A 23413-nucleotide genomic window follows, 5' to 3' on the forward strand; every position below is an offset into this window, starting at 1 on the left:
ACAGCGGCCTAGGAAGCACTGGCCGATGCAACAACCGCCTTAGCCAGCTGTTTGGCCGCCTGTTTATAGGCCACTTCCACCACTTCACTCAGGGTGGGATGGGTATGCACTTCCGTGGCCAATTGAGCAACGCTCTGACGTCGTGCCACCGCATTGGCTACCTCCTGGATCAAATCGGCGGCGTGCAATCCATAGATATGAGCACCAAGAACTTCACCATTGTCTTTGCGGAACAACAACTTCATCAATCCATCACTCTCCAACTCTGCTAGTGCTTTGGAATTGGCCTTGAAATAGCTGCGCACACTCCCCAACTCAAACCCATCCTTGGCGGCAAGATCTTTGGCATCAGCTTCACTCAACCCCACTGAACTGATCTCCGGATGAGTGAAGGTCGCCGCTGGAATGCTGCGGTAATCAATCGTGCGGGAGTGGCCCTGAATGTTGTCAACAGCCAGCGTGCCCTGTGCTGCTGCTGTATGGGCCAACATCAGCTTGCCAGTGACATCACCGACGGCCCAAAGATGAGGCAGCGGCTTTCCGTTGACCAATACCCTCATGCTGTCGTCAATCGGCACAAAGCCGCGATTGGTCTCCACACCAACCGACTCAAGATTGAGCCCCTTGCTACTTGGCACCCGACCAGTAGCGACGAGCACCGCATCCACCTCCAAGCTATCCACCAGCTCACGGCTTTTCATCTCCGCCAGTTCGATCCTTACCGGGCAGCCAGGGATCACCTTGCTAGCCAGCACACCAGCACGTGCATCGATGTCACGTCCTTCAATCAAATGCCGAGCTGCCATCTTGGTGATGTCTGGATCAAAGGTTGGCATGACCCGATCCAACGCCTCAATCATCGTGACTTCACAGCCGAGAGCCGTATAAACATCGGCAAATTCAAGGCCGATATAACCACTGCCGATAATTGCAATCCAACGCGGCAGCCATTCCAAGTTCACGGCTTCATCACTGGTAAAAACCGTGCGTCCATCGGTTTCAATCCCAGGGGGCACAAATGGATCAGAGCCTGTGGCAAGGATCACATCCCTAGCAGTGAGCAGCCGATCCACTCCACTTTTCTCTCTCAAGCCAATTCGCTGGCTTCCCTCCAATCGTCCATGGCCACGCAGGATCGTGACACCAGCCCGCTGCAGCGTTTTGGTGAGGTTGCTACGAATCGTGGCCACCAACTGGTTGGCATGGTCAGCAATCTTCTGGCGTTCAAAACGCACCGGTGCAGCATGGATCCCGAAACCAGATAGATGTTCAGCATCAGCCAGCTCACGCACCCTTCCACTGGCAGCAAGCAATGCCTTAGAGGGCACACAGCCTCGATTCACGCAAGTGCCGCCCATCTCACCTGATTCCACAATCGCCACATTGAGGCCATCATCAGCGGCATGCTTGGCGGCATCAAAACCGCCATAACCCGCACCGATCACGATCACATCGAAGTCGAAACTGGCTTCGCTCACCCGAACTACTGCGTGGAGAAGGTCATTGTGGCTCGTCGCCGCTCAAGCAATATTGGCACCGCCACCGCAGCCACGTTGAGCGACTCAACTGCTGCGCTATGCGGCAAGGTGACGCAATCAGTACAACACGCCTGCAGACGCGGATGCAGGCCGGATCCCTCATTGCCTAGCACCAACACAGTCGGTTTTCTCCAGTCCAGCTGCCAATAAGGCAAACAAGAATGGGCTGCAGAAGAGCCCGGCACCATGGTGGCCACGACCTGTAAACCGCGACTAGCAGCACATTCAAGCTGCTCAGCCAACTGCTCCACGGCCTCCTGCCCTGATGACCCGAAGCGCTGATAGGGCAACTGCAGGATGGCCCCCGCCGAAGCCCTCAGCACTTTTGGGCTAAGGGGATCCGCCCCGGACGCAAGCCAAACCGCCTCCACCTCTGCCGCCAAGGCTGTTCGCAGCAAGGTGCCAAGGTTGCCAGGATCCTGCAGTCGATCCAAAGCCAACACAAACTTGGCTTGATTAACAGCCTGCGGAAGAGAATCAAGGGGCACAAGGCTGGCGACACCATCTGGGCTGACTGTCGTCAACGAAGCCTCCAAAACACTTGGGGTGACCTGATGAATCAAGGTTTCTGCAGGCAAAGCCTGCACAAGATCCCCATGACGCTCCAGCCAAAAGTTGGTCGCCACAATCTCTTTAGGACGGTGTGTGGTTCGCAACACTTCCTGAAGCAGATGGGTTCCCTCAAGCAGCAGCAAAGCCTGCTCTTGACGGCCTTCGCTGCTAGCGAGGAATTTCAATCTCCGCACCAGAGGATTGCGGCGACTTGAAATCAATAGCGAGGCATGAACTCCGATCTACAGAACCTCAGAATGTTGCTTGCTGACGCACCTTCAATCCTTCATTCAAAACAATCTGTTCACCATCAATATCAAGACCATTCACTGCTGCGATTTCACCCTTTAAGCCTTCAGCAGCAAGACTTTCAATCATCTTTTTGATGACTTGATCTTCCACAGTGAAACTGTCTAAATCATCAGGAGTGAGACGCTCAAGGAAGCGACCTACTTTTGCAGCCACCAACTCCGAAGCATTGGTAATCTTGAGTACAATCATGGATGCAGCTTGAGGTCGATTACTCATTCAAGATAATGCGGATGGGGAGACTTGAACTCCCACACTATTACTAGTACTAGTACCTGAAACTAGCGCGTCTACCAATTCCGCCACATCCGCTTGCGTGCGTCGCGAAAGCGACATGATGACGATAAGACATCGACTGACTGCCAGCTTTATCTCAACGCGGCAGTTTTGAACCAGTTTGAGGTCTGGACGTCTAGACTGTCTCAAGTGTAATTGTCAATATGTCTTCGTTCAAGAATAATTAACGGGACATGCCCGCAGCGTTATCCATATCTCAAGAGATTCTCAAGCCGCATCTGGAGATTCAAGGCGGACATACTCTTTCCAGAGAGCTGAAAGTCAGCGGAGCCAAGAATTCTGCCCTCGTGCTGATGACCTCAGCCCTTCTCAGCGAAGGCCCTCTTGAGCTGCACAATGTCCCCCAGCTCACAGATATACAGGGGATGGCAGACATCCTCGCCTCCTTGGGGGTACGTGTAAAACGGAGTCAGGAGACCGTTTGGCTGCAGGCTGATGACCTTCATCACGCCGAACCTCCCTACGATCTAGTCAATGGCCTTAGAGCTAGCTTTTTCTGCATTGGCCCACTGCTAGGACGACTCGGTCACGCCAAAGTCCCCCTGCCGGGTGGTTGCCGCATCGGAGCCCGGCCTGTTGTTGAGCACATCAGAGGGCTTAAAGCTCTCGGTGCCATAGTGAAAGTTGAGCATGGCGTTGTCACAGCTTCAGTACCAGGAACATCACGGCGACTGAAAGGGGCTGCAATCGTGCTCGACTGCCCAAGTGTCGGTGCAACCGAGACCATTCTCATGGCAGCTGTGTTAGCGGAAGGCACTAGCACCATCGAAAACGCTGCCCAGGAACCTGAGGTTCAAGACCTGGCCAAAATGCTCAATGCCATGGGTGCTCGTGTAAGCGGTGCTGGTGGTCCAATCATCACCATCGAAGGCGTTGAACGTTTACACAGCTGCAACTATTCGGTGATCCCTGATCGCATTGAAGCAGGGACCTTCCTGATCGCAGCGGCAATCACCCGCTCGATTGTTCGAGTCTCTCCAGTCATCCCTGAGCATCTCAATGCCGTGCTCCAGAAACTGAGAGATTGCGGCTGCACCCTTGAGATTGACAAGCAAGGAATCACGCTGATCCCTGGAGATCTTCATGGCGTTGACATCATCACCCAACCTTTCCCAGGTTTCCCAACGGACTTGCAGGCCCCCTTTATGGCCCTGTTAACCACAGCCAAAGGCACAAGCGTGGTGACAGAAAAGATCTACGAAAACCGCATGCAGCATGTCGCTGAGCTGCAACGAATGGGCGCTTCGATTCGTCTTCAAGGAAACACGGCTGTGGTCGAAGGCATCCCCCAGCTCAGTGCTGCACCAGTCAGTGGTAACGACTTAAGAGCCGCAGCGGCGCTCGTGTTAGCAGGTCTTGCCGCACGCGGCATCAGTCAAGTTGATGGCCTCAACCACCTCGATCGCGGTTATGACGGGATTGAAACCAAATTGAATGCATCTGGAGCCCATATCCTTCGGCATCAGCCCTCAGGATGACCCTGGCATAACATCACCTCCACGGGAGCGTGGCGGAATTGGTAGACGCACTGGATTCAAAATCCAGCGCCTTCGGGCATGTGGGTTCAAGTCCCACCGCTCCCACTGCTGTGATGGGCACCTACAAACGCTTTCCCGTCACTCTGTTACGCGGGAAAGGATGCTGGGTATGGGATGACAATGGTCGTCAATACCTTGACGCTGTTGCCGGTATCGCGACCTGCTCCCTCGGTCACAGTGACCGAGCCCTGCGCCGCTCTCTTGGCCAGCAGCTGAAACAACTTCAGCATGTTTCCAATCTGTATCGGATTCCTGAACAAGAGGCTCTTGCCCATTGGTTAGTAGAGAACAGCTGTGCAGACAGCGTGTTCTTCTGCAATTCCGGTGCAGAAGCCAACGAAGCCGCCATCAAGCTGGCTCGCAAACACGGGCATCGCCGTCGCGGCATTGATCGGCCAATCATTCTCACCGCCAATTCCAGTTTCCACGGCCGCACACTTGCCGCCATAAGTGCCACAGGTCAGCCCAACTACCACAAAGGTTTCGAACCCATGGTTGAGGGCTTTGAATTTTTCCCGTTCAATGACCTCCAAGCCTTCGAGCAGCAGCTAAATCGCCTCGAAGCTCAGGGGCCCTCTGTTGCCGCCGTACTGATCGAACCACTGCAAGGTGAGGGTGGTGTCAATCCAGGCGAAGCAAGCTTCTTCCGGCGCCTTAGAGAACTCTGTAGCCAGCATCAGATCCTGCTGATCTTTGATGAAGTTCAGGTCGGGATGGGCCGTTGTGGTCACTGGTGGGGGTATCAGCAGCTTGGGGTCGAACCAGATGCCTTCACCTTGGCCAAAGGACTCGGGGGAGGCCATGCCATCGGAGCGTTGCTTGTCAAACATCACGCTGATCTTTTCGAACCAGGTGACCACGCCAGTACTTTTGGCGGCAATCCCTTTGCCTGCAAGGCAGCTCTCACAGTTGCCAAGGAGATCGAACGACGGGGTTTGATCTCAAAGGTCCAGCAACGAGGCGCACAGCTTCGCGAAGGCCTCACTGACCTAGTGCAACGTTTCCCGAGGCAACTCAAAGGGGTAAGAGGCTGGGGGCTACTGCAGGGATTGGTGCTCCAAGACGAAAGCACATTCACAGCCCCAAATGTCGCCCAAGCCGCCCTTGAAGAAAAGCTACTGGTGATAGCAGCAGGCCCAAAGGTTGTGCGGATGGTGCCGCCGCTGGTGATTAAACCAAACGAAATCCGCCAACTGCTCCAACGTCTGGAGGCCACCCTGGCGCACTTCCGCTAAGTGGACAAACCCACAAGTCCAAGCAGGGAAGATTTAAGCGATCTAATCCCTCGTTTTGATCAGCGGGGGATGGATCTTGGCCTTGAGCGCATGCAACAAGCACTGCAGGCCATGGGAAACCCCTGTGCCTCTATTCCAGCCATTCAGGTTGTAGGGACCAATGGCAAAGGATCCATCGCCAGCTTCATTGCCAGCAGCCTTAAGGCCGCTGGCATTCGCGTGGGTCTGACCACCTCACCTCACCTCGTGAGCTGGTGTGAACGAATCAGCAGCGATGGTGAGCTGATCTCAATCGTTGAGCTACGCCAACGACTCACCGCCCTTCAACCCCTTGCCCAAACTCACCGACTCACCCCCTTCGAGCTGTTGATGGCCACGGCTTTTGATCACTTCAGATCCCGCGAGGTAGAGCTGCTTGTGCTTGAGGTGGGCCTCGGAGGACGCCTCGATGCCACCACAGCTCATCCATACAGACCAATCATTGCCATGGCCAACATCGGCCTCGACCACTGCGAACACCTTGGTTACAGCCTGGAAGAGATAACAGCAGAAAAAAGCGCCGTCATCAGTCCTGGGGCTGCTGTCATCAGTGCTCGCCAACAAGCTGAAGTGGCGAGCATTCTTGAAGACAAGGCAAAACATCAACAGGCCCGCTTGCAATGGGTTTCACCCCTCCCAGAACACTGGGACTTGGGACTACCAGGAGTCTTGCAAAGGCAGAACGCGGCGGTAGCCAAGGGTGCTCTGGAATCCCTGGCCCCACTTGGCTGGCGACTCAATCAAGACGTCATTCGCACAGGGCTAGCCCAGGCCTACTGGCCTGCACGGCTGCAGACCGTTCACTGGCAAAGCCAACCAGTGCTCATTGATGGTGCCCATAACTCACCAGCAGCCGAACGGTTGGCCCAAGAGCGGCAGCAGTGGAGCAATCAAGAGTTTGGGGTTTGCTGGGTGCTTGGTCTACAGGCCCACAAGCAAGCACCAGCCATGCTTCGCCATTTACTCAAGCCAAGCGATCTGGCTTGGATCGTGCCGGTGCCGGAACACTGCAGCTGGACGCAGCACCAACTCGCAGCACAATGCCCGGACCTATCAAGCCAACTCCAATCTGCTGACAATGTTGAACAGGTCTTCTCCATCCTGCTCAAACAGAATCGATGGCCAAATCCACCTCCAGTTGTAGCTGGTTCCCTCTATTTATTAGGTGATCTTCTCGCAAAGCAAACCATCAAGGCAGAGTGAAAGGATGCTGCTGTAAAGCCGATGCCGAGCTCGTTGTCGCAACGTCAAAGCCTGATGACGTTTCTGGGCTGGATGCTTTGCCTGCTGATCGCTATCCCTGCGCAGGCTCTCGACACCAGTTCAGGGGTTGGGCTACAGGATCGGGCTCTATTCCAAGAACGACTGGACTACACCCTCACCAACCAAAACGGGAAAGACTTCCACGCACAAGACCTCTCCAACTCATCCTTCGCTGGTGCCGTTGCGCGAGCTGCCGACTTCAGCAACAGCAATCTGCGTGGCGCGATCCTCACCCAAGGAACCTTTACCCAATCAAACTTCAGCGGCGCTGACCTCTCTGATGCACTGATGGATCGTGTCGACTTCGTCGATACGGATTTGCGCAATGCCATCCTCAACGGCGTGATTGCCTCCGGCAGCAGCTTCGCAGGAGCGCAGATTGATGGTGCCGACTTCAGCGATGCGCTACTCGATCTTGATGACCAGCGCCGCCTTTGCCTTGATGCCGACGGCATCAACGAGATCACCGGCATCGCAACCTTCGAGAGCTTGAATTGCTGAACGAATGGCTGTTACAAGTAGCCCCTCAGCTTGCCTGGATTGAGCACGCCCTTGGGGTCATAACGACGCTTGGCCGCCACCTGATCGGCATCAACAACCCCAAGCCCGCCATCCTCAACAGTGATCACATGCGGGTTGAACACAACAGCCCCAAGCTGCCGGCAATCATTCATCAGCTGCTCCAACAACTGCCGGCCGCGCCAGCGGACGATGGGTAACGCCGCCAGGCGTTGAACACCCTGCTGGCGCACCGCCTCCAGATGCCAAAGAAGATCATCTCCCCATTGCTGCTTGAGAACCTGCATCGCAGCCAACTCAGGCTGTGGCAAAAGCATCTGCAAGTAGGTCCAGTCGGGATCGACAGCACGCATGTGCATCGTGGTGTGGTTCCAGGTGAGCTCACGCAACCCTGTGCCACCCCGATCAGCTTCTGGCCCCCATACCTTGCAATGCGCTCCTGCCGCTGCTGCAAGACGCTTCAGGGTGCTAACACCATCGGGAGCGACGAGTAGCAGCAGGCGATGCTGACCATTAGAAGCACCACACCAGTGAGGCAGATGATCGACGATTGGTCGCTCATGCAAGCTACAGACATGCAGATCAACCGCTGCACGAGCACAGCGGAGAGCAAGGGCCACGGCCTCTGACCAATCCTCACAATCAATCATCACTTCCTGCCAGGGCACAGCCGGAGCGGTAGCCAAGCTCAAGGCCGTGATGATGCCATTGCTGCCGTAAGCATGATTGAGGGCCTCCGATCCAGTCGCATCCAACTGCAACTGTTGGGGCGAATCCTCAGCGGTCACGACCTCCAAAGCCAACAGATGGCCTGGATCCCGCAAGAAACCCCAGCGCACAGAACCAATCCCGCCCGAGCCGCCAGCCACGAATCCACCCACCGAAGCACTTCGCCAGCTAGATGGCAGCAAACGCAGCTGCCGACCATGGCGAGAAAGATGTTGATCTAGATCCCGCAGCAAACAGCCCGACTCCACCGTCACTACTCCCGTGTCGGGATCGAGATGCCGAACCTTAGAAAGTGCGCCCATCAGCATGACCACCCCCGCCTGGAGAGGAACGCACTGGCCGTAGTTCCCTGTTCCTGAACCTCGCAGGGTTAAAGGGATGCCATGCCTCGTGCAAGCACCAGCCACAACAGCCACCGCCGCCACGGTATGGGGGCGGACAACAACATCGGCGCAACAGCCCTCCAGCTGCTCACGCAATACAGGAGAGAAGTCATAGGCATCCCTTGAAAAGCGCTTCAACTCAACCGGCGCATCAATGAGCTCCAAATCAGCAACGGCCGTCAGCTCGGCATAACAATCGGCAAGGAGTCTGGTGCTGGTCATCGGCCAAACCGCTAAGACAAATTGATAGCGGTAATCCATCGACAGAGCAAACGTTAATCAACCAAGCAAGCCTCCTAAGGGGCTAAATCTCTAGACCTAGCAGCTCATTCAACTTTAAAAATATAAGACAACTAGCCCCTACCTAAATCTCGAAAGCCACTACTAGTGACTAGATCTAAACAATATCTCTACCCGTAGAACTATAGTTACATGTGCAAGTTCCACAATCAATACCAGTTTCTCCGTTAAAGCCCATCAGCCTTTAAAGGCTCACAACTTATAGAGCAAAATCTTCTCTTTCAAAAAGGTTTAACACCTTGAATTCCGCCATTACCACGAAGCCATGCTCCCTTCAGTGTTGCAAATAAATATCTCTTAATTAATCCTTCCATCGCTCAAGCCAAGGATCAAAAAACACTAATGTTAAATAGCAATCCAAAAGACTTCAACATTCAAACAATAAATCACCTGCTCCTTCTTGATTGAGGAAAGACGCTTATTGGCCTTGGTCTTGCAGCCAGTTTCCATCAACAATCACCTGGCGGCGGGGTGGAACAGCTAGGGCCTCAGCCCAGCTGCCAGCCTCCAAAAGCAGCAGGTTGGCTGGGCTGCCTGGCTGCAATGTTCCCTCCCAAGATAGGTTCATCACCCTGGCCGCCGCTGTTGTGAAAGGAGCCAGCCCTAAGCGCTGCCAAGGTGCCAGATGAGCCAAAGGCAACGAAAAAGCCATCAATGCCAAAGGGTCAAAGTTGCCAACCGGGAACCAGGGATCTTGAACGTTGTCGCCTCCCACAGCCACCGTTACCCCTGCCAGCTGGAGTTGATGGATGGGTGCCAGAGGTCGCTCCACAGGAGTACGACGAGGTTGCTTCGACAACAACCAGCCATTGGTCAGCGGCAGAGACACCACATTGAGTCGATGATGCGCCATCCGATCAGCCAAACGACGCACTGCTCCCGGCGGCAACAACCCCATGCTGCTGGCATGACTACAAGTGATCGGCACTGTGATTGACATGCGATCAAGCACCAGCAGCAGTTGCTTTAAGCCAGCCGCAGGATGGCTTTGCGACTCATCAATGTGAAGGTCAATGCCACAGCCCAAGCGATCGGCAAGTTGCAGCATCTGCCGCAATGAATCTCGCGTCTTCCCCGGATCAAAAGGGGGCACAACCACACCACCCAGCAGACCTCCTACCCCTGCGACCCGACCCGCTAGCTGATCGCCTTCGCGGGTGCTCCAGTGCTCAATCGGCACCAGAGCGACCCATTGCAACTCCATCCACTCTTGCCACTGACGCTGTAGATCCAGCAAAGCCTCCCAGCTGCTATCGGTAGCTGGACCAAGGCTGTCGACATGACTGCGCATGGCTCTCAAGCCATGTCTCAACGCAAGCTTGAGAGATCTCTCAGCACGCTGCCTCACCCCAATCAACGTGCGGGTTTGACGCTCCTTAAAGTTCGCAACCATGGCACCGCCATAGGTGCCCTGCAGGTTGGGAAACTCAAGCCAGGTGAATGCCTTGTCGAGGTGAGCATGGGGCTCTGCCAACCTCGGCAAAAGCAGCCGCTTCGGCGAAAAAACATCAGCATCAATCAGCTCAAAAGAGCAAAGGCGCCCGTCCTGCCAACAAATGCGCAGAGGACATAGACCCTCAGCGGTGACCCGTGCTGATAAGACATCCACTTCCCGTGTCAACAAAACACGCGGCACCCAAGCCTCTAGGCATCCCTTGCGCTCCTGGCTCACTCCACATTGCCCGGATCCGTCCGAGTCTGAATGGTCAGGAAACGCCCAGCGCCCGCAATAGTTCTCACGGTATAGGAGGGCAGACGCATCTTCGGGAGCAAATTCCGACCATCCAACTTGGTCGTGTAAAGACTGCCCAAACCAAAATTGAGTCTTGTGGTGAACTCTCCTGCAACGGATGCCAGCACCGGCTGTTGCGCTGCGATCAGCTCTGGACAATTTCTAATCCAAAGCCTCAACACCATCGGCAGCCCCTTCTGCTCACATAACTCCTCAGTCGCAAGTTCCACCAACTGATCACCTGCATAATCGCTGTAATCCTCCATGGAAGGGTTGGTCCAAACCAACACCGCACCACAACCTGCAAGGACTAAAACACCAGCCAGCCATGGTCCGGATGGCCAGCAACGTTGATCAAATGGGTTCTGCAGGATGGCTTCAAGGCGAATTGGTAAATTCTTACCGACGCGGCGGGCGTCGCCAAGTGGTTAAGGCAGCGGCTTGTGGCGCCGCTATTCGGGGGTTCGAATCCCCTCGCTCGCCCTCAACTTTTCCATGGCTTCACAAGAGTCAAAGCCTCCACAACGAGCAAGCCCCAACTGCAACGCCTAGAAGCTCTTCGAAGCCTGCTAAGCGGTGTGATCGCCGCCCTTCACTGCTAAAAGAAGGCCAGCTGATCATCAATGCCAGCCAAATCAAGCTGAATACGAGTGGCAAAAAGCATCTCCCAGCAATGCTGAAGACACTCCAACGGCTGAGCAACTCAAGTAAATAAATAGCGCTCACGACCTCATCTCCAAATCAACACAATCCATCAGGGCTCGACACACTGAAGGAGTTGATGAGATTGTTTCGATCGTTCGCTTCGCCTCTTGCCTTGGTCGCCACCTCCGCCCTCGCTAGTAATCCGGCAACAACCGCACAGCATCAAGGCAGTTTCTGGATTCAAACCTTCGGTTGCCAGATGAACAAGGCCGATTCAGAGCGCATGGCCGGAATTCTTGAGGCGATGGGATACCACGAGGCGCCAGCAGAACTAGAAGCTGATCTCGTGCTCTATAACACCTGCACAATTCGCGATAACGCCGAGCAGAAGGTTTATAGCTACCTAGGACGCCAGGCCCGCCGCAAACGAACACACCCCCATCTGAAGCTGGTCGTTGCCGGTTGCGTAGCACAACAGGAAGGAGAAGCGCTACTGCGACGAATCCCTGAACTCGACCTTGTGATGGGGCCCCAACACGCCAACCGCCTTGAAGCCCTACTCACACAGGTGGACAATGGTCAGCAGGTTGTCGCCACAGATGACAACCACATTCTCGAGGACCTCACCACAGCTCGACGGGACAGCACAATCTGCGCCTGGGTCAATGTGATTTACGGCTGTAACGAGCGTTGTACCTATTGCGTGGTGCCCTCCGTTCGGGGGAAGGAGCAATCAAGATCGCCAGAGGCGATCCGACTGGAGATCGAGGGCCTAGCCGCCCGTGGATTTCGGGAGATCACATTGCTTGGCCAGAACATTGATGCTTATGGACGCGATCTGCCCGGGATCACCCCTGAAGGCCGCCGCCAAAACACACTCACCGATCTTCTCCATCACATTCATGACGTGGAAGGAATCGAGCGCATCCGCTTTGCGACAAGCCATCCGCGCTACTTCACGGAACGATTGATCGAAGCTTGCTTTGATCTACCCAAAGTGTGCGAACACTTCCACATCCCTTTCCAAAGCGGTGATAACGATGTGCTTAAGGCCATGGCTAGGGGTTACACAGTGGAGCGTTATCGACGCATCGTGAACAGAATCCGGGAGCTTATGCCCGATGCCGCTATCAGTACTGATGTGATCGTGGCCTTCCCAGGCGAAACCGACGCCCAGTTCCAAAACACCTTGAACCTCGTCGAGGAAATGGGTTTCGACCAGGTAAACACCGCGGCTTACTCCCCCCGTCCAAATACGCCTGCAGCCACCTGGAGCAACCAACTCCCCGAAGCGGTGAAAGTTGAGCGACTCAGGCAACTCAATGCGCTGGTTGAACGCGTAGCCCTGCAGCGCAATAGCCGCTACTCCGGCAAGGTAGAGCAGGTGCTAGCCGAAGGGGTCAATCCCAAAAAACCACAACAGCTGATGGGACGCACCCGCACCAACCGGCTCACATTCTTTGCGGCCGAAGGCCCCCAAGGTTGCCGCTATAGCCCAGGCGATCTCGTCGACATTCAGATCAATAGTGTGCGTGCTTTCTCCCTGAGCGGAACCCCTTGTGAGCAAACCAGAAGTCGGCACTGATACCTTTGGTCGCTAACAACCAAGGCCTTGCAGGATCTCCATGCCTTCCTCCCGCACCTGTGTAGGCGTGGTGTTCGGCGGCGCGTCCGAGGAACATGCCGTTTCAATCCGATCAGCCATCACAGTGGTCGGTGCCCTACGCAGCGAAGTGAACAACAATCGCTTCGAGGTCATTGCGATTTACATCGACCAACAAGGCCGCTGGTGGCCAGCATGCGTGGCTGAAGCAGTGCTGAAGCAAGGTCATCCCGCCAAACCGGAACAACTGTCGACGCCCCTTGCCCCGCAGGGCTTTACCAAACTGCCTGATGGGAGCGAAAGGGTACAGGTCTGGTATCCCGTTCTGCATGGTCCCAATGGCGAAGACGGCACCGTGCAAGGCCTGTTCACCCTGATGGGAAAACCTTTTGTGGGTTCAGGCGTACTCGGCTCTGCCCTCAGCATGGACAAGTTGGCCATGAAAGCCGCCTTCGCTGCAGCAGGGTTACCCCAGGTGCCTTACGTCGCCGTTGATGCCGCAGATCTCATCGAAACTGAATCGCGTCAAGGCGTCGCCAAACACTTGGAGGCCAAACTCAAATACCCATGTTTTGTCAAACCCGCCAACCTGGGTTCTTCAGTCGGTATCAGCAAAGCTCAAAACCGCAACGAGCTGCTTATCGGTCTCGACAAAGCTGCCAGCCTTGATCGGCGCATTGTGGTGGAGCAGGGAGTGAGCGCAAGAGAGCTTGAATGCGCTGTGCTAGGCAAACGTGAGCTGCAAACCTCTGTCGTAGGGGAGATTTGCTTTGATGCGGACTGGTACGACTACGACACCAAATACAGCGAAAATTGCAGCCATACGCTCATTCCAGCGGCTCTACCAGAGGGAGTTGAAGCACAAATCCGCACACTGGCGTTACAAGCCTGTCGCTGCGTAGCCGCCCATGGCATGGCCAGGGTCGACTTTTTTTACAACGCTGCACGCAATGAAATTTGGCTCAATGAGATCAACACCCTGCCAGGCTTCACATCTCAGAGCATGTATCCAATGCTCTGGGAGGCTTCTGGTGTAACGCTCGAAGAGCTCGTGAGCCAACTTGTGATCACAGCGGGAGAATAAACAAGTTCCAACTTGATGGCATTCCGGACTTCCATCTTTGACCTGCCAATGATTCACGGTCTGCTCTGGTTCCCCCTGCTCCTGGTATTTGTGCTTCTCACTGCTCTCGGGTGGCTAGAGAGGCGGCGGCAAAACCTCTTCCGCGTCTGGGCTGAGGACTCTGAGCTATCCAAACTTGACGGCTCAGGAGCTGCTCGACTGAAACAAGGCATGCTCAGCTGGAGCAGCTTTGAAGCAGGCCGTTTTCAAGAGCAGGGCAACTTTGAAGTCACCAAATTGGAGATGCTGGAACTGATGGCCCTTACCTCAGGGGAAGCCCCTCTCACCCAAGAATCTCAGGGCCGTTGTCGACTTCGGCTAATCGGCAATGGCCAAGAAATGGATGTGCCCTTTGCCGATGCAGAACAGGCTCGCCGTTGGCTGGATCAGCTGATGGCCCGGGCACGCTGTGACCTGTGAGATCAGCCACCCCTGATCGACGGCCTGCAAACGGCCCAGGGGTAGAGAGGCGGCGCCGGTTGCGCCAACAACGCCGCCGAGAGCAACTGATCTACCTCTGGCGAATGTTGACATTCATCTCTATTGCCGCAGGCCTGGGATGGGTACTACTCAGCCAAGGATGGAGCCTCAACAACGCGAAGCAAATCCATGTGCAAGGCAGCCGCAACATCCAAACAAACACCGTGATCAAGGCCGGTGAGCTCCACTTCCCCCAGCCACTTCTTGGTTTCAACCCCAAAGAACTAGAGCAGACCCTGCTGCGCAAACTGCCGCTCAACTCGGTCGTCGTGCAAAGGCGCCTACTCCCTCCAGGAATCGATGTGGCTCTTCAAGAACGAAAACCAGTTGCTTATGCACTACGAAAACGCGCCTATGGCCAAGAGCAGGGCATGGTCGACAGCACTGCGATGTGGATACCACTCAACGTGGCAAAACAAGGCGAGCGTCCCTCTACAAACTTGACTGTGGAAGGCTGGACGGCCAGCAAACGGCAAGCCATTTCCCAGGTACTGGAGCAACGAAATCAGCTTGGCAGCCCCCTAGAGCGAATCCTCGTGGCTCCTAATGGAGAGCTCAGCCTGCAAACCAAGACCCTTGGCCTGATCCAGCTAGGCAGCAATAGCACCCTGCTGAAGGAGCAACTAGAAACTGTGGCCCAATTGAGCAAAACCCTGCCGTCAAGTTTTCGCCATAAACCAGGCACAACCATCGACATGAGCGATCCCTCCAAACCGGAACTGCAAATGCCTCAACCTTCTAAGTGAGGTCAATCGTCTTGCAAGGCATGCCAAGCAAAAGAAATGCCAGATGAGCTGAAATCGCCAAATGTCCTTTGCAGAGATGGCGCAAAAAATCAACTGTGTTGAAACTTTCAGCGAAAAGCTCCAACAGGGACATAATGCATCAACACCTCAATGATTCGACATCGACAATGGAGATGGCGATCAAAAACATGTCCATGTCCACCTCCATGGAGACCGCAGGGATCCTTCCCAGCCAATCAGCTCGCATTGAAGTAATTGGCGTCGGCGGAGGCGGCAGCAATGCCGTCAACCGCATGATTCTCAGTGACCTCGATGGTGTGAACTATCGGGTCATGAATACGGACGCTCAGGCCCTGCTTCAGTCTGCAGCCAGTAACCGCGTGCAGCTGGGTCAGACCCTTACGAGAGGGTTAGGAGCTGGAGGTAATCCCAGCATCGGTCAGAAGGCGGCGGAGGAATCTCGAGCAGAACTGCAACAAGCTCTGCAAGGAGTCGATCTCGTCTTCATCGCCGTTGGCATGGGTGGCGGGACCGGCACTGGGGCCGCTCCAGTGGTTGCCGAAGTTGCCAAGGAAAGCGGCGCACTCACTGTGGGCATCGTCACCAAACCCTTTAGCTTTGAGGGACGTCGTCGCATGCGACAGGCCGCTGAAGGCATTAGCCGCCTGGCCGATCATGTGGACACCTTGATTGTGATCCCCAACGACCGCATTAAAGACGTCATCTCCGAAGCTCCGCTTCAAGAAGCCTTCCGAAGTGCAGATGACATCCTGCGTATGGGTGTTAAAGGCATCAGTGACATCATCACCTGCCCTGGCCTTGTCAATGTGGACTTCGCCGACGTGCGTTCGGTGATGACCGAAGCCGGCACGGCCCTGCTGGGGATTGGTGAAGGTTCAGGACGTTCCAGGGCGATAGAAGCAGCCCAGGCTGCCATCAGTAGTCCGCTACTGGAAGCGGCCCGCATCGACGGAGCCAAAGGTTGCGTCATCAACATCAGCGGCGGTCGCGACATGACCCTTGAGGACATGACCTCCGCATCGGAAGTGATCTACGACGTGGTCGATCCAGAAGCCAACATCATTGTTGGGGCTGTGGTGGACGAAAAACTCGAAGGTGAAGTTCACGTCACCGTTATCGCCACAGGCTTTGAAGGCAACCAGCCTTACCGGAGCGAACGCTCAATCAACAAGATTGCGTCTCAATCGATCTATAGCCAGCCTGAAGCCAACGAATCAGGCGCACGAATTCCCGAATTCCTGCGTAAGCGTCAACCTCGCAACGATAACGAGATCTAACCTTCGTCCATGAGGGTGACCCGGAGTCCACGCCTGTCACGAGCATCCCGTGTGGCTGCTCCCTTCCGGTCCTGACCAGATTTAGGCGTCGCGGCCGCATGGGTCCGAGTCAACACGATGCTAGCAATGGACCCTCGAGGGCCTGGAGAAGCAGATGCGCCCCAGCGAATTAACTCAACTCAAGCAGGATGGGCGAGTGATCAGCATCCTCACAGCCTGGGATGGCATAAGCGCGGCCTTGGTTGAGGCCGCTGGAGCCGATGTGGTTCTCGTAGGAGACTCGCTAGCGATGGTGGCACTGTGCCATGCAACCACCCTGCCTGTGACAGTGGAGCAGATGCTCCACCACACCCAAGCGGTGGGTCGGGGTTTCACTCGCCCTCTGCAACAACAGCCCCTCGTCGTCTGCGACCTCCCATTCCTGAGCTACCAATGCGGAGAAGACAAGGCTGTAGCTGCAGCTGGAAGCCTGCTCAAGCACTCCTGTGCAGCCGCAGTGAAGCTAGAAGGAGCAGAGCCAGAGGTCCTCGCAGTCATTGAGCGTCTGGTGCGGATGGGGATCCCAGTCATGGGGCATTTGGGCCTCACTCCACAAGCAGTACATCAGCTCGGCTACCGCCGTCAGGCGGAGGACCCTCGCAGCCAAGCGCAAATGCTGCAACAAGCAAAACAACTTGAGCAAGCGGGCTGTTTCGCCCTGGTGGTCGAACATGTACCGAGTTCCATCGCTCGATGCCTGAGTCAACAACTCACCATCCCCGTAATCGGTATCGGCGCTGGCGAAGATTGCGATGGACAGATAAGGGTCACCGCTGACCTGTTGGGACTGACTCCCAGCCAACCCCCCTTCAGTCCGCCATTGATCCAAGGTCGCCAGCTTTGCGTAGAAGCCCTTCAAGGTTGGGTGAAGCAACTGCATCAGCAGGCAGAGACTGCCACCACAACAACATCTCCACCAGAACCTGATTGCTGATGGCCATCCCCTCGGGGTCACTGAGCTGCCACCGTCTTCCATGCAGCTCTAACCAGCCCCGATCCAACGCCGCCTGCCAGCGCACCTGCAACGAAGGCAATAGAGCGTTGCACTGCTCATGAGTCCAGCCCCAAGCCCTACTGAGGGCCTCAAGATCAACTCCCTCACGGCAACGCAAACCCACCAACAACTGTTCATCCAGAGGTAATGGTCTTGCCTGAGCCGCAACTAGAGAGGAATCCAGCCCTTCTGCCTCCTGAACCTCAATCCAGTTGTAGTAACCATCCCTTGTACGCGGACGAGCCAACCTCTCGCCCCAGGGCGCACTGGTCGCACCCTGACCAAAACCCCACCACCCTGCCCCACTCCAATACACGCGGTTGTGGCGTGAGGCGTGCCCTGGTAAGGCGTAATTGGAGATTTCATAGCGGCCAAATCCTGCTTGACGAAGCAAGACACTGGTGGTCTGCATCTGCTCAGCTGCTAAATCATCATCGGGCAAATCCAACTCCCCCCGCCGCTGACGCCAAGCAAATACCGTGCCTGGTTCAACAGATAACTCGTAAATCGAAAGATGAGGTGAACCAGTATCAATGGCCTCAACAAGCTGTTGCTTCCATGCCACCAACTCCTGTCCTGGCAGGTTCTGGATGAGATCCAAACTCCAACTTTTCAGCTCTCCGCACTGATGAGCCTGATGCAACCATCCGCAAGCCTCCAGTAAGTGGTGGCGACGATGACGGCGTCCAAGCGTCTCGAGCACGGCATCATCGAAACTCTGCCCCCCCAAGCTCACCCTGTTGACACCAGCCGCTAGCACGGCCTCTAGGTAAGCCTGATCGAAACTAGCTGGATCCATTTCCAGTGTGATTTCTGCACCAAGCTGAATGCCAAACCGTTGCCGTAGCTGATCCAACAGGGCACCAATCTGAGCTGAGCTGAGCAGAGATGGTGTTCCACCGCCGATGTAAACCGTGGCCAGCGTTGGTCCAGGCTTAACAAGCGCAATCTCCCGTTGCAATAGCTGCAGATAAGACTGAATCGAGGCGCTGCCAGAGCCCTTAGCCCCATTGGCATGATCGCCAAGAGGCACGACAGCAAAATCGCAATAAAAGCAACGCCGATGGCAGAAAGGAATGTGCAGATAGGCACTACGAGGTGGCAACACAGCAAGACCGTCTCTCATCAATCAATCCGCAAAGGTGCGGACATCTGCCCGGGCCAAGCTCCAGAGGATGATGCATGCTGCCTGCATCTGGAGCGAGCAGACACGATCTGACCCCATGGTTGACCTGCTCATCCTGGTGCTGTTTCTGATCTCTGGCGCGGCCACTGGCTGGCTTGGAGTTGAGCTGTTGCCCGAACGGCTTCTGGAGCAAACGATCAACATCGATCGGCTGAGGTTGGTCCTGAGTGGGTTGAGCGCCGGCTTTGGACTTTTGGCTGGATTCTTCTTCCAGCGACTGCGGCAAAGGCTGATGCAGCAGGTTCGCACCATGCCCACCGACCTCTTGGTCAGTCGAGCCGTAGGCCTCATTCTTGGCCTACTGGTTGCCAATTTGCTGCTGGCACCAATCCTGCTTTTGCCCCTCCCATTTGAGGTGGTGTTGGTGAAGCCTCTGGCCGCAGTACTGAGCAATGTGTTCTTTGGGGTCCTTGGATACAACCTGGCGGAGGTCCACGGCCGCACCCTGCTACGCCTGTTCAATCCCAACAGCACCGAGGCGTTACTGGTCGCCGATGGGGTTCTAACACCTGCCACTGCAAAGATTCTCGACACCAGCGTGATCATCGATGGCCGCATTCATGGACTACTGGCCTGCGGACTGCTGGAAGGTCAGGCAATCGTGGCCCAAACCGTGATTGATGAACTTCAACAGCTGGCCGATTCAAGCAATGCCGAAAAACGAGCCAAAGGTCGGCGCGGTTTGAAGTTGCTCACTGAATTACGCGAAACCTATGGCAGACGGCTGGTTTTAAACAGCACCCGATACGAGGGATCGGGCACTGACGAGCGACTGCTCAAACTCACCGCCGATACAGGCGGGATGTTGGTCACTGCCGATTACAACCTCGCCCAAATCGCCAAGGTCAAAGACCTCAAAGCCATCAACCTCAGCGAAATTGTGATCGCCCTGCGAGCTGAAGTACAACCCGGCGACGAGCTCAAACTCAAGATCGTCAAACAGGGCAAGGAAGACAACCAGGGGGTGGGCTATCTAGAAGACGGCACGATGGTGGTGGTTGAGGGCGCCAGAGAGGCCATTGGACAGCGGCTACCCGTTGTTGTCACTGGAGCGCTGCAAACCCCTACCGGCAGGATGGTCTTCGGTCGCTTCGAGAAAAATCAGCCAACCCGCAAATCAAGTAAGACCAGCGAGCGCCCACCGGCTAACCCTCGCTAGTCTCCAAACTCCGCCAAAGATGTGCTGCAGATGACGGTGTCCGCTCCCTACTACGGCGAATCAACCGTGATGCGTACACCGCCTCCGGATTTGCCATCGCTACTTCTCAAGGAACGCATTGTCTACCTCGGACTGCCCCTGTTCTCCGACGACGATGCCAAGCGGCAGCTGGGCATGGATGTGACCGAACTGATCATTGCCCAACTTCTCTATCTGGAGTTCGACAACCCAGAAAAACCCATCTACTTCTATATCAACTCCACTGGTACCAGCTGGTATACGGGTGATGCCGTCGGCTTTGAAACCGAAGCTTTTGCGATCTGTGACACCCTGCGTTACGTCAAACCCCCTGTCCACACCATCTGCATCGGCCAAGCAATGGGCACGGCAGCGGTGATTCTCTCGGCAGGCACCAAAGGCCACAGGGCTGCCCTTCCCCACGCCTCAATCGTGCTGCACCAACCTCGCAGTGGTGCCCAAGGTCAAGCCACCGACATTCAGATCCGTGCCAAGGAAGTGCTGCATAACAAGCAAGCCATGCTCAAAATTCTTGCCAGCAATACAGGCCGCAGCATTGAGCAGTTATCAAAGGATTCTGATCGGATGAGTTATCTCACCCCTGGGGACGCTGTCGAATACGGCATCATCGATCGGATTCTCAGCAGCCGTAAAGAGTTACCCAGTTCAGAGACACTGAACTGATCGATCCACTGCAACCCTGGACTCAACCCTTCCAGGCTCTATCTCAGATCATTCCTAATCCAGTTCTGATTTCCTCCTTTCTTTTTTCACCATGCCGATCGGTACCCCAAGCGTTCCCTACCGTCTTCCCGGCAGCCAGATGGAGCGCTGGGTCGACATCTATACCCGCCTGGGGGTGGAAAGGATCCTGTTCCTTGGCCAAGAAGTCAGTGATGGTGTTGCCAACAGCTTGGTAGCCCAGATGCTCTACCTCGATTCGGAAGACAGCACAAAACCGATCTATCTGTACATCAACTCCCCAGGTGGATCAGTCACTGCTGGCCTGGCGATCTACGACACGATGAAATACGTCAAAAGTGATGTCGTAACAATCTGCGTGGGCTTAGCAGCTTCGATGGGCGCCTTCCTTCTCACTGCAGGAACCAAAGGGAAAAGACTCGCCTTGCCCCACAGCCGAATCATGATCCACCAACCGCTGGGTGGAACCAACCAACGACAAGCCAGCGATATCGAAATCGAAGCGCGTGAAATCCTGCGCATCAAAGACATGCTCAACCACTCCATGGCAGAGCTGACAGGTCAAACCTTTGAAAAAATCGAAAAAGACACCGACCGCGACTACTTCTTAAGTGCAGCCGAGGCCAAAGACTATGGCCTCATCGATCGTGTGATTGCCCACCCGAACGAAGCCTGATGCGTTGATTGCACTGACAACCGAGAAAGACTATTGAGCCTTCAGCCAAAGCCATGGGGCACTTGCGTAAGCTCTGACCTTGCCCTGAACGCAATCCAGCCAGGATGGCCCAGCTCTTCTACGACCCCGATGCCGATCTCGGCCTACTCAATGGCAAGACCGTCGCCATCATTGGCTATGGATCCCAGGGCCATGCCCATGCCCTCAACCTCAAGGACAGCGGCGTAGATGTGGTAGTGGGCCTATATGAAGGCAGCCGCTCCGCCGAGAAAGCCCGCACCGATGGACTGGAAGTGCTCAGCGTCGCTGAAGCCGCCGCCAAAGCGGACTGGATCATGGTGCTACTACCGGATGAATTCCAAAAAGATGTTTATGCAAAAGAGATTGCCCCTCATCTGAGTTCAGGCAAAGTGTTGAGCTTCGCTCACGGCTTCAACATCCGCTTCGGGTTAATTCAGCCGCCAGCTGATGTCGACGTGGTGATGATTGCTCCCAAGGGGCCTGGCCATACCGTGCGCTGGGAATACCAAAACGGGCAAGGAGTACCAGCCCTATTCGCAATTGAACAAGATGCCTCCGGCCAAGCACGTGCACTGGCCATGGCCTACGCCAAGGGCATCGGCGGCACCCGAGCGGGCATCCTCGAAACCAACTTCAAGGAAGAAACCGAAACCGACTTGTTCGGCGAACAAGCCGTGCTCTGTGGCGGGCTCTCAGAGCTCGTCAAAGCAGGCTTTGAAACCCTTGTAGAAGCTGGCTACCAGCCTGAGCTGGCCTACTTCGAGTGCCTTCACGAGGTGAAGTTAATCGTAGATCTAATGGTGAAGGGCGGCCTCACTGCCATGCGTGATTCAATCTCCAACACTGCCGAATATGGCGACTACGTGAGTGGGCCAAGACTGATCAACGCTGATACCAAAGCTGAGATGAAGCGCATCCTCGCTGACATCCAAGACGGCACCTTCGCTAAAAACTTTGTCGCCGAATGCGAATCAGGCAAACCTGAGATGAAGAAGATTCGCGATCGCGATGCCGCCCATCCAATTGAGCAGGTCGGCAAAGGTCTCCGCGCCATGTTCAGCTGGTTGAAAACAGCCTAACCCTGGCCATTCTGCTAGTCATCACTGCAGCAGGTCTCGACCTGCTGATCGGTGATCCACGCTGGTGTCCACATCCCGTTGAGTTGATGGGAGCTGTGATCAAACAGCTGCGCCATTTTGCTGAAGCGATCGCCGGGAATCGCCCCGTGCTGCTGCGTGTTGGCGGCGTTCTGATCACCGCTGTGCTGATCAGCGGCAGCGGTGCACTGGGTTGGGCAATCGAACGCCTCGCCCTGCAGGAGAGCATCGCCCCAGCCTGGCTCGGGATCCCCCTGCTGGTGATCGCCCTGGCCAGTGCCCTCGCCGCCGGCAGCCTCCGCCACAGCATCTTGAAGGTGTTGAAGGCGCTACCTACAGATGCGGGAGGAGACCTGTCTATCGCCCGTTTGCAGCTGAGCTGGATCGTGGGACGCGATGTATCCCAGTTGAATGAGCAGGAGATTCTGCGGGCTACCGCTGAAAGCGCAGCCGAAAACGCCGTGGATGGAGTGTTTGCACCGCTGTTCTGGATGCTGATCGGTGCTGGCCTCTGGCATGTCTCCAATGCATGGCCAGGCCCTCTCGCTCTGGCCTGGAGCTTCAAGGCCTCCAGCACCCTTGATTCGATGCTGGGCTATCGGCAGGGAAAACTGCAATGGCTGGGCACTGCCGGAGCACGACTCGATGATCTACTCACCTGGCTCCCCTGCCGCCTGGTGATGCTCACCCTTCCTCTAATCAGCAAGCCTTGGCGCCAGCTGCCTGCTCTGGTGATGGCAGCGGAACAGGACGGAGCATTGGATCACTCTCCCAACGCCGGACGGTCCGAAGCGATCTATGCCCACTGTGCCGAGGTGCGAATGGGCGGACGCAACCGATACGGCAGCCGATGGGTGAACAAACCCTTGCTGGCAATCGATCAACCGCCAGCAGACCAAAATGCTCTGCAGCGCATCCTGGCACTCACCAGTTGGCTTGAACTGGTCTGGATCATGATTGCGCTGGTTCTGCTCTAACCAAGCCAATGCGAATGATCACCATCACCGCCACGGCTCTGCTGCTGCTGTCGGTGCAGATCCCTGCTCAGGCAAAAACCACCAGAACCTTCAGCGGTTCCAATCCCGCCGAAGTGGAGAAGAACGCTCGTAAGGCTGGTTACAGCTATCCGGAAAGCGAGATGAAGTGTTCAGCTCGTTGCAACCAGCGCTGGGCACGAGACTGACCCCTTCGC

Annotated in this window: 22 protein-coding genes, 3 tRNA genes, 1 other RNA gene and 1 pseudogene; 18 read left to right on the forward strand and 9 right to left on the reverse strand. The window is 55.7% G+C overall.

The window, feature by feature from the left end; genetic code table 11:
* Positions 1–8: 8 nt before the first annotated feature.
* The 4 genes from lpdA to SIB41_RS07285 form a co-directional block, all read right to left on the reverse strand.
* Entirely contained in the window at positions 9–1478 is a 1470-nt protein-coding gene (lpdA, locus tag SIB41_RS07270; protein WP_413357879.1) for a dihydrolipoyl dehydrogenase, read from the reverse strand.
* A 5-nt stretch (positions 1479–1483) separates the two neighbouring features.
* Positions 1484–2311 (reverse strand): TrmH family RNA methyltransferase, encoded by an 828-nt coding sequence (locus SIB41_RS07275; RefSeq protein ID WP_413357881.1) that lies wholly within the window; start codon positions 2309–2311, stop codon positions 1484–1486.
* A gap of 31 nt (positions 2312–2342) precedes the next feature.
* On the reverse strand, positions 2343–2591 hold the full coding sequence (locus tag SIB41_RS07280) for a hypothetical protein (protein ID WP_413357883.1): 249 nt from the start codon (positions 2589–2591) through the stop codon (positions 2343–2345).
* A 36-nt stretch (positions 2592–2627) separates the two neighbouring features.
* Positions 2628–2711 (reverse strand) — tRNA-Leu (locus tag SIB41_RS07285).
* 158 nt (positions 2712–2869) lie between these two features.
* Here SIB41_RS07285 and murA point away from each other — a divergent pair.
* The 5 genes from murA (at position 2870) to SIB41_RS07310 (ending at position 7272) form a co-directional block, all read left to right on the forward strand.
* A complete protein-coding gene (gene murA / locus SIB41_RS07290; RefSeq protein WP_413357885.1) occupies positions 2870–4174 on the forward strand; it encodes a UDP-N-acetylglucosamine 1-carboxyvinyltransferase in 1305 nt (434 codons plus the stop codon).
* 23 nt (positions 4175–4197) lie between these two features.
* Positions 4198–4279: transfer RNA gene (locus tag SIB41_RS07295), tRNA-Leu, on the forward strand.
* An 8-nt stretch (positions 4280–4287) separates the two neighbouring features.
* Entirely contained in the window at positions 4288–5469 is a 1182-nt protein-coding gene (locus SIB41_RS07300; protein ID WP_413361460.1) for an aspartate aminotransferase family protein, read from the forward strand.
* Complete coding sequence (locus SIB41_RS07305; protein ID WP_413357887.1) at positions 5470–6711, forward strand: bifunctional folylpolyglutamate synthase/dihydrofolate synthase; 1242 nt, start codon at positions 5470–5472, stop codon at positions 6709–6711.
* Positions 6712–6732: 21 nt separating this feature from the next.
* The gene (locus SIB41_RS07310) at positions 6733–7272 is read left to right on the forward strand and encodes a pentapeptide repeat-containing protein (RefSeq protein WP_413357889.1); all 540 of its coding nucleotides are present in this window, start codon (positions 6733–6735) and stop codon (positions 7270–7272) included.
* Between the two features lie 11 nt (positions 7273–7283).
* On the opposite strand, the gene SIB41_RS07315 is transcribed toward SIB41_RS07310, so the two are convergent.
* From SIB41_RS07315 to SIB41_RS07325, 3 genes are all read right to left on the reverse strand, one after another.
* On the reverse strand, positions 7284–8624 hold the full coding sequence (locus SIB41_RS07315) for an FAD-binding oxidoreductase (RefSeq protein WP_413357891.1): 1341 nt from the start codon (positions 8622–8624) through the stop codon (positions 7284–7286).
* A 496-nt stretch (positions 8625–9120) separates the two neighbouring features.
* Positions 9121–10374, reverse strand: a complete 1254-nt coding sequence (locus SIB41_RS07320) for an amidohydrolase family protein (protein ID WP_413357893.1) — start codon at positions 10372–10374, stop codon at positions 9121–9123.
* Complete coding sequence (locus tag SIB41_RS07325; RefSeq protein WP_063403386.1) at positions 10371–10805, reverse strand: DUF4359 domain-containing protein; 435 nt, start codon at positions 10803–10805, stop codon at positions 10371–10373. The genes SIB41_RS07320 and SIB41_RS07325 overlap by 4 nt, the downstream gene beginning before the upstream one ends.
* A 39-nt stretch (positions 10806–10844) precedes the next feature.
* Between SIB41_RS07325 and SIB41_RS07330 the strand changes: the two genes are divergently transcribed.
* The 6 genes from SIB41_RS07330 to ftsZ all read left to right on the forward strand — a co-directional run bounded on the left by SIB41_RS07330 (position 10845) and on the right by ftsZ (position 16329).
* Positions 10845–10917 (forward strand) — tRNA-His (locus SIB41_RS07330).
* Positions 10918–11221: 304 nt separating this feature from the next.
* Complete coding sequence (gene miaB / locus SIB41_RS07335) at positions 11222–12664, forward strand: tRNA (N6-isopentenyl adenosine(37)-C2)-methylthiotransferase MiaB (protein WP_413361462.1); 1443 nt, start codon at positions 11222–11224, stop codon at positions 12662–12664.
* Positions 12665–12704: 40 nt separating this feature from the next.
* Positions 12705–13766, forward strand: a complete 1062-nt coding sequence (locus SIB41_RS07340; RefSeq protein ID WP_413357895.1) for a D-alanine--D-alanine ligase family protein — start codon at positions 12705–12707, stop codon at positions 13764–13766.
* Positions 13767–13814: 48 nt separating this feature from the next.
* Positions 13815–14225, forward strand: a complete 411-nt coding sequence (locus SIB41_RS07345) for a hypothetical protein (RefSeq protein ID WP_063419611.1) — start codon at positions 13815–13817, stop codon at positions 14223–14225.
* Positions 14222–15031: a cell division protein FtsQ/DivIB gene (locus tag SIB41_RS07350; protein WP_413357896.1), complete on the forward strand. Its 810-nt coding sequence runs from the start codon at positions 14222–14224 to the stop codon at positions 15029–15031. The genes SIB41_RS07345 and SIB41_RS07350 overlap by 4 nt, the downstream gene beginning before the upstream one ends.
* Positions 15032–15225: 194 nt before the next feature.
* The gene (gene ftsZ, locus SIB41_RS07355; protein ID WP_413357898.1) at positions 15226–16329 is read left to right on the forward strand and encodes a cell division protein FtsZ; all 1104 of its coding nucleotides are present in this window, start codon (positions 15226–15228) and stop codon (positions 16327–16329) included.
* Between the two features lie 14 nt (positions 16330–16343).
* Here ftsZ and ffs read toward each other — a convergent pair.
* Positions 16344–16440, reverse strand: an RNA gene (gene ffs, locus SIB41_RS07360) — signal recognition particle sRNA small type.
* Positions 16441–16483: 43 nt separating this feature from the next.
* Between ffs and panB the strand changes: the two genes are divergently transcribed.
* Entirely contained in the window at positions 16484–17302 is an 819-nt protein-coding gene (panB, locus tag SIB41_RS07365) for a 3-methyl-2-oxobutanoate hydroxymethyltransferase (RefSeq protein ID WP_413357900.1), read from the forward strand.
* 73 nt (positions 17303–17375) lie between these two features.
* On the opposite strand, the pseudogene hemW reads toward panB, so the two are convergent.
* A pseudogene (gene hemW / locus SIB41_RS07370) lies at positions 17376–18488 on the reverse strand (radical SAM family heme chaperone HemW); the annotation flags it as partial.
* 49 nt (positions 18489–18537) lie between these two features.
* Between hemW and SIB41_RS07375 the strand changes: the two are divergent.
* From SIB41_RS07375 to SIB41_RS07400, 6 genes are all read left to right on the forward strand, one after another.
* Complete coding sequence (locus tag SIB41_RS07375; RefSeq protein ID WP_413357902.1) at positions 18538–19707, forward strand: PIN/TRAM domain-containing protein; 1170 nt, start codon at positions 18538–18540, stop codon at positions 19705–19707.
* A 30-nt stretch (positions 19708–19737) separates the two neighbouring features.
* Positions 19738–20409, forward strand: a complete 672-nt coding sequence (locus SIB41_RS07380; protein ID WP_063403393.1) for an ATP-dependent Clp protease proteolytic subunit — start codon at positions 19738–19740, stop codon at positions 20407–20409.
* A gap of 91 nt (positions 20410–20500) precedes the next feature.
* Positions 20501–21103, forward strand: coding sequence for an ATP-dependent Clp protease proteolytic subunit (locus SIB41_RS07385; RefSeq protein ID WP_011826624.1), 603 nt, complete (start codon positions 20501–20503; stop codon positions 21101–21103).
* Positions 21104–21207: 104 nt separating this feature from the next.
* Positions 21208–22203 carry a ketol-acid reductoisomerase gene (gene ilvC, locus SIB41_RS07390; protein ID WP_413357904.1) on the forward strand — a complete coding sequence of 332 codons (996 nt, stop codon included), beginning with the start codon at positions 21208–21210 and terminating at the stop codon, positions 22201–22203.
* A 2-nt stretch (positions 22204–22205) separates the two neighbouring features.
* Positions 22206–23198, forward strand: coding sequence for an adenosylcobinamide-phosphate synthase CbiB (gene cbiB / locus SIB41_RS07395; RefSeq protein ID WP_413361464.1), 993 nt, complete (start codon positions 22206–22208; stop codon positions 23196–23198).
* Positions 23199–23206: 8 nt separating this feature from the next.
* Positions 23207–23404, forward strand: a complete 198-nt coding sequence (locus SIB41_RS07400; RefSeq protein WP_041374865.1) for a hypothetical protein — start codon at positions 23207–23209, stop codon at positions 23402–23404.
* Positions 23405–23413: the final 9 nt, after the last annotated feature.

Origin of the sequence: Prochlorococcus sp. MIT 1201 (assembly GCF_047303415.1) — a bacterium.
GTDB lineage: Bacteria > Cyanobacteriota > Cyanobacteriia > PCC-6307 > Cyanobiaceae > Prochlorococcus > Prochlorococcus marinus_D.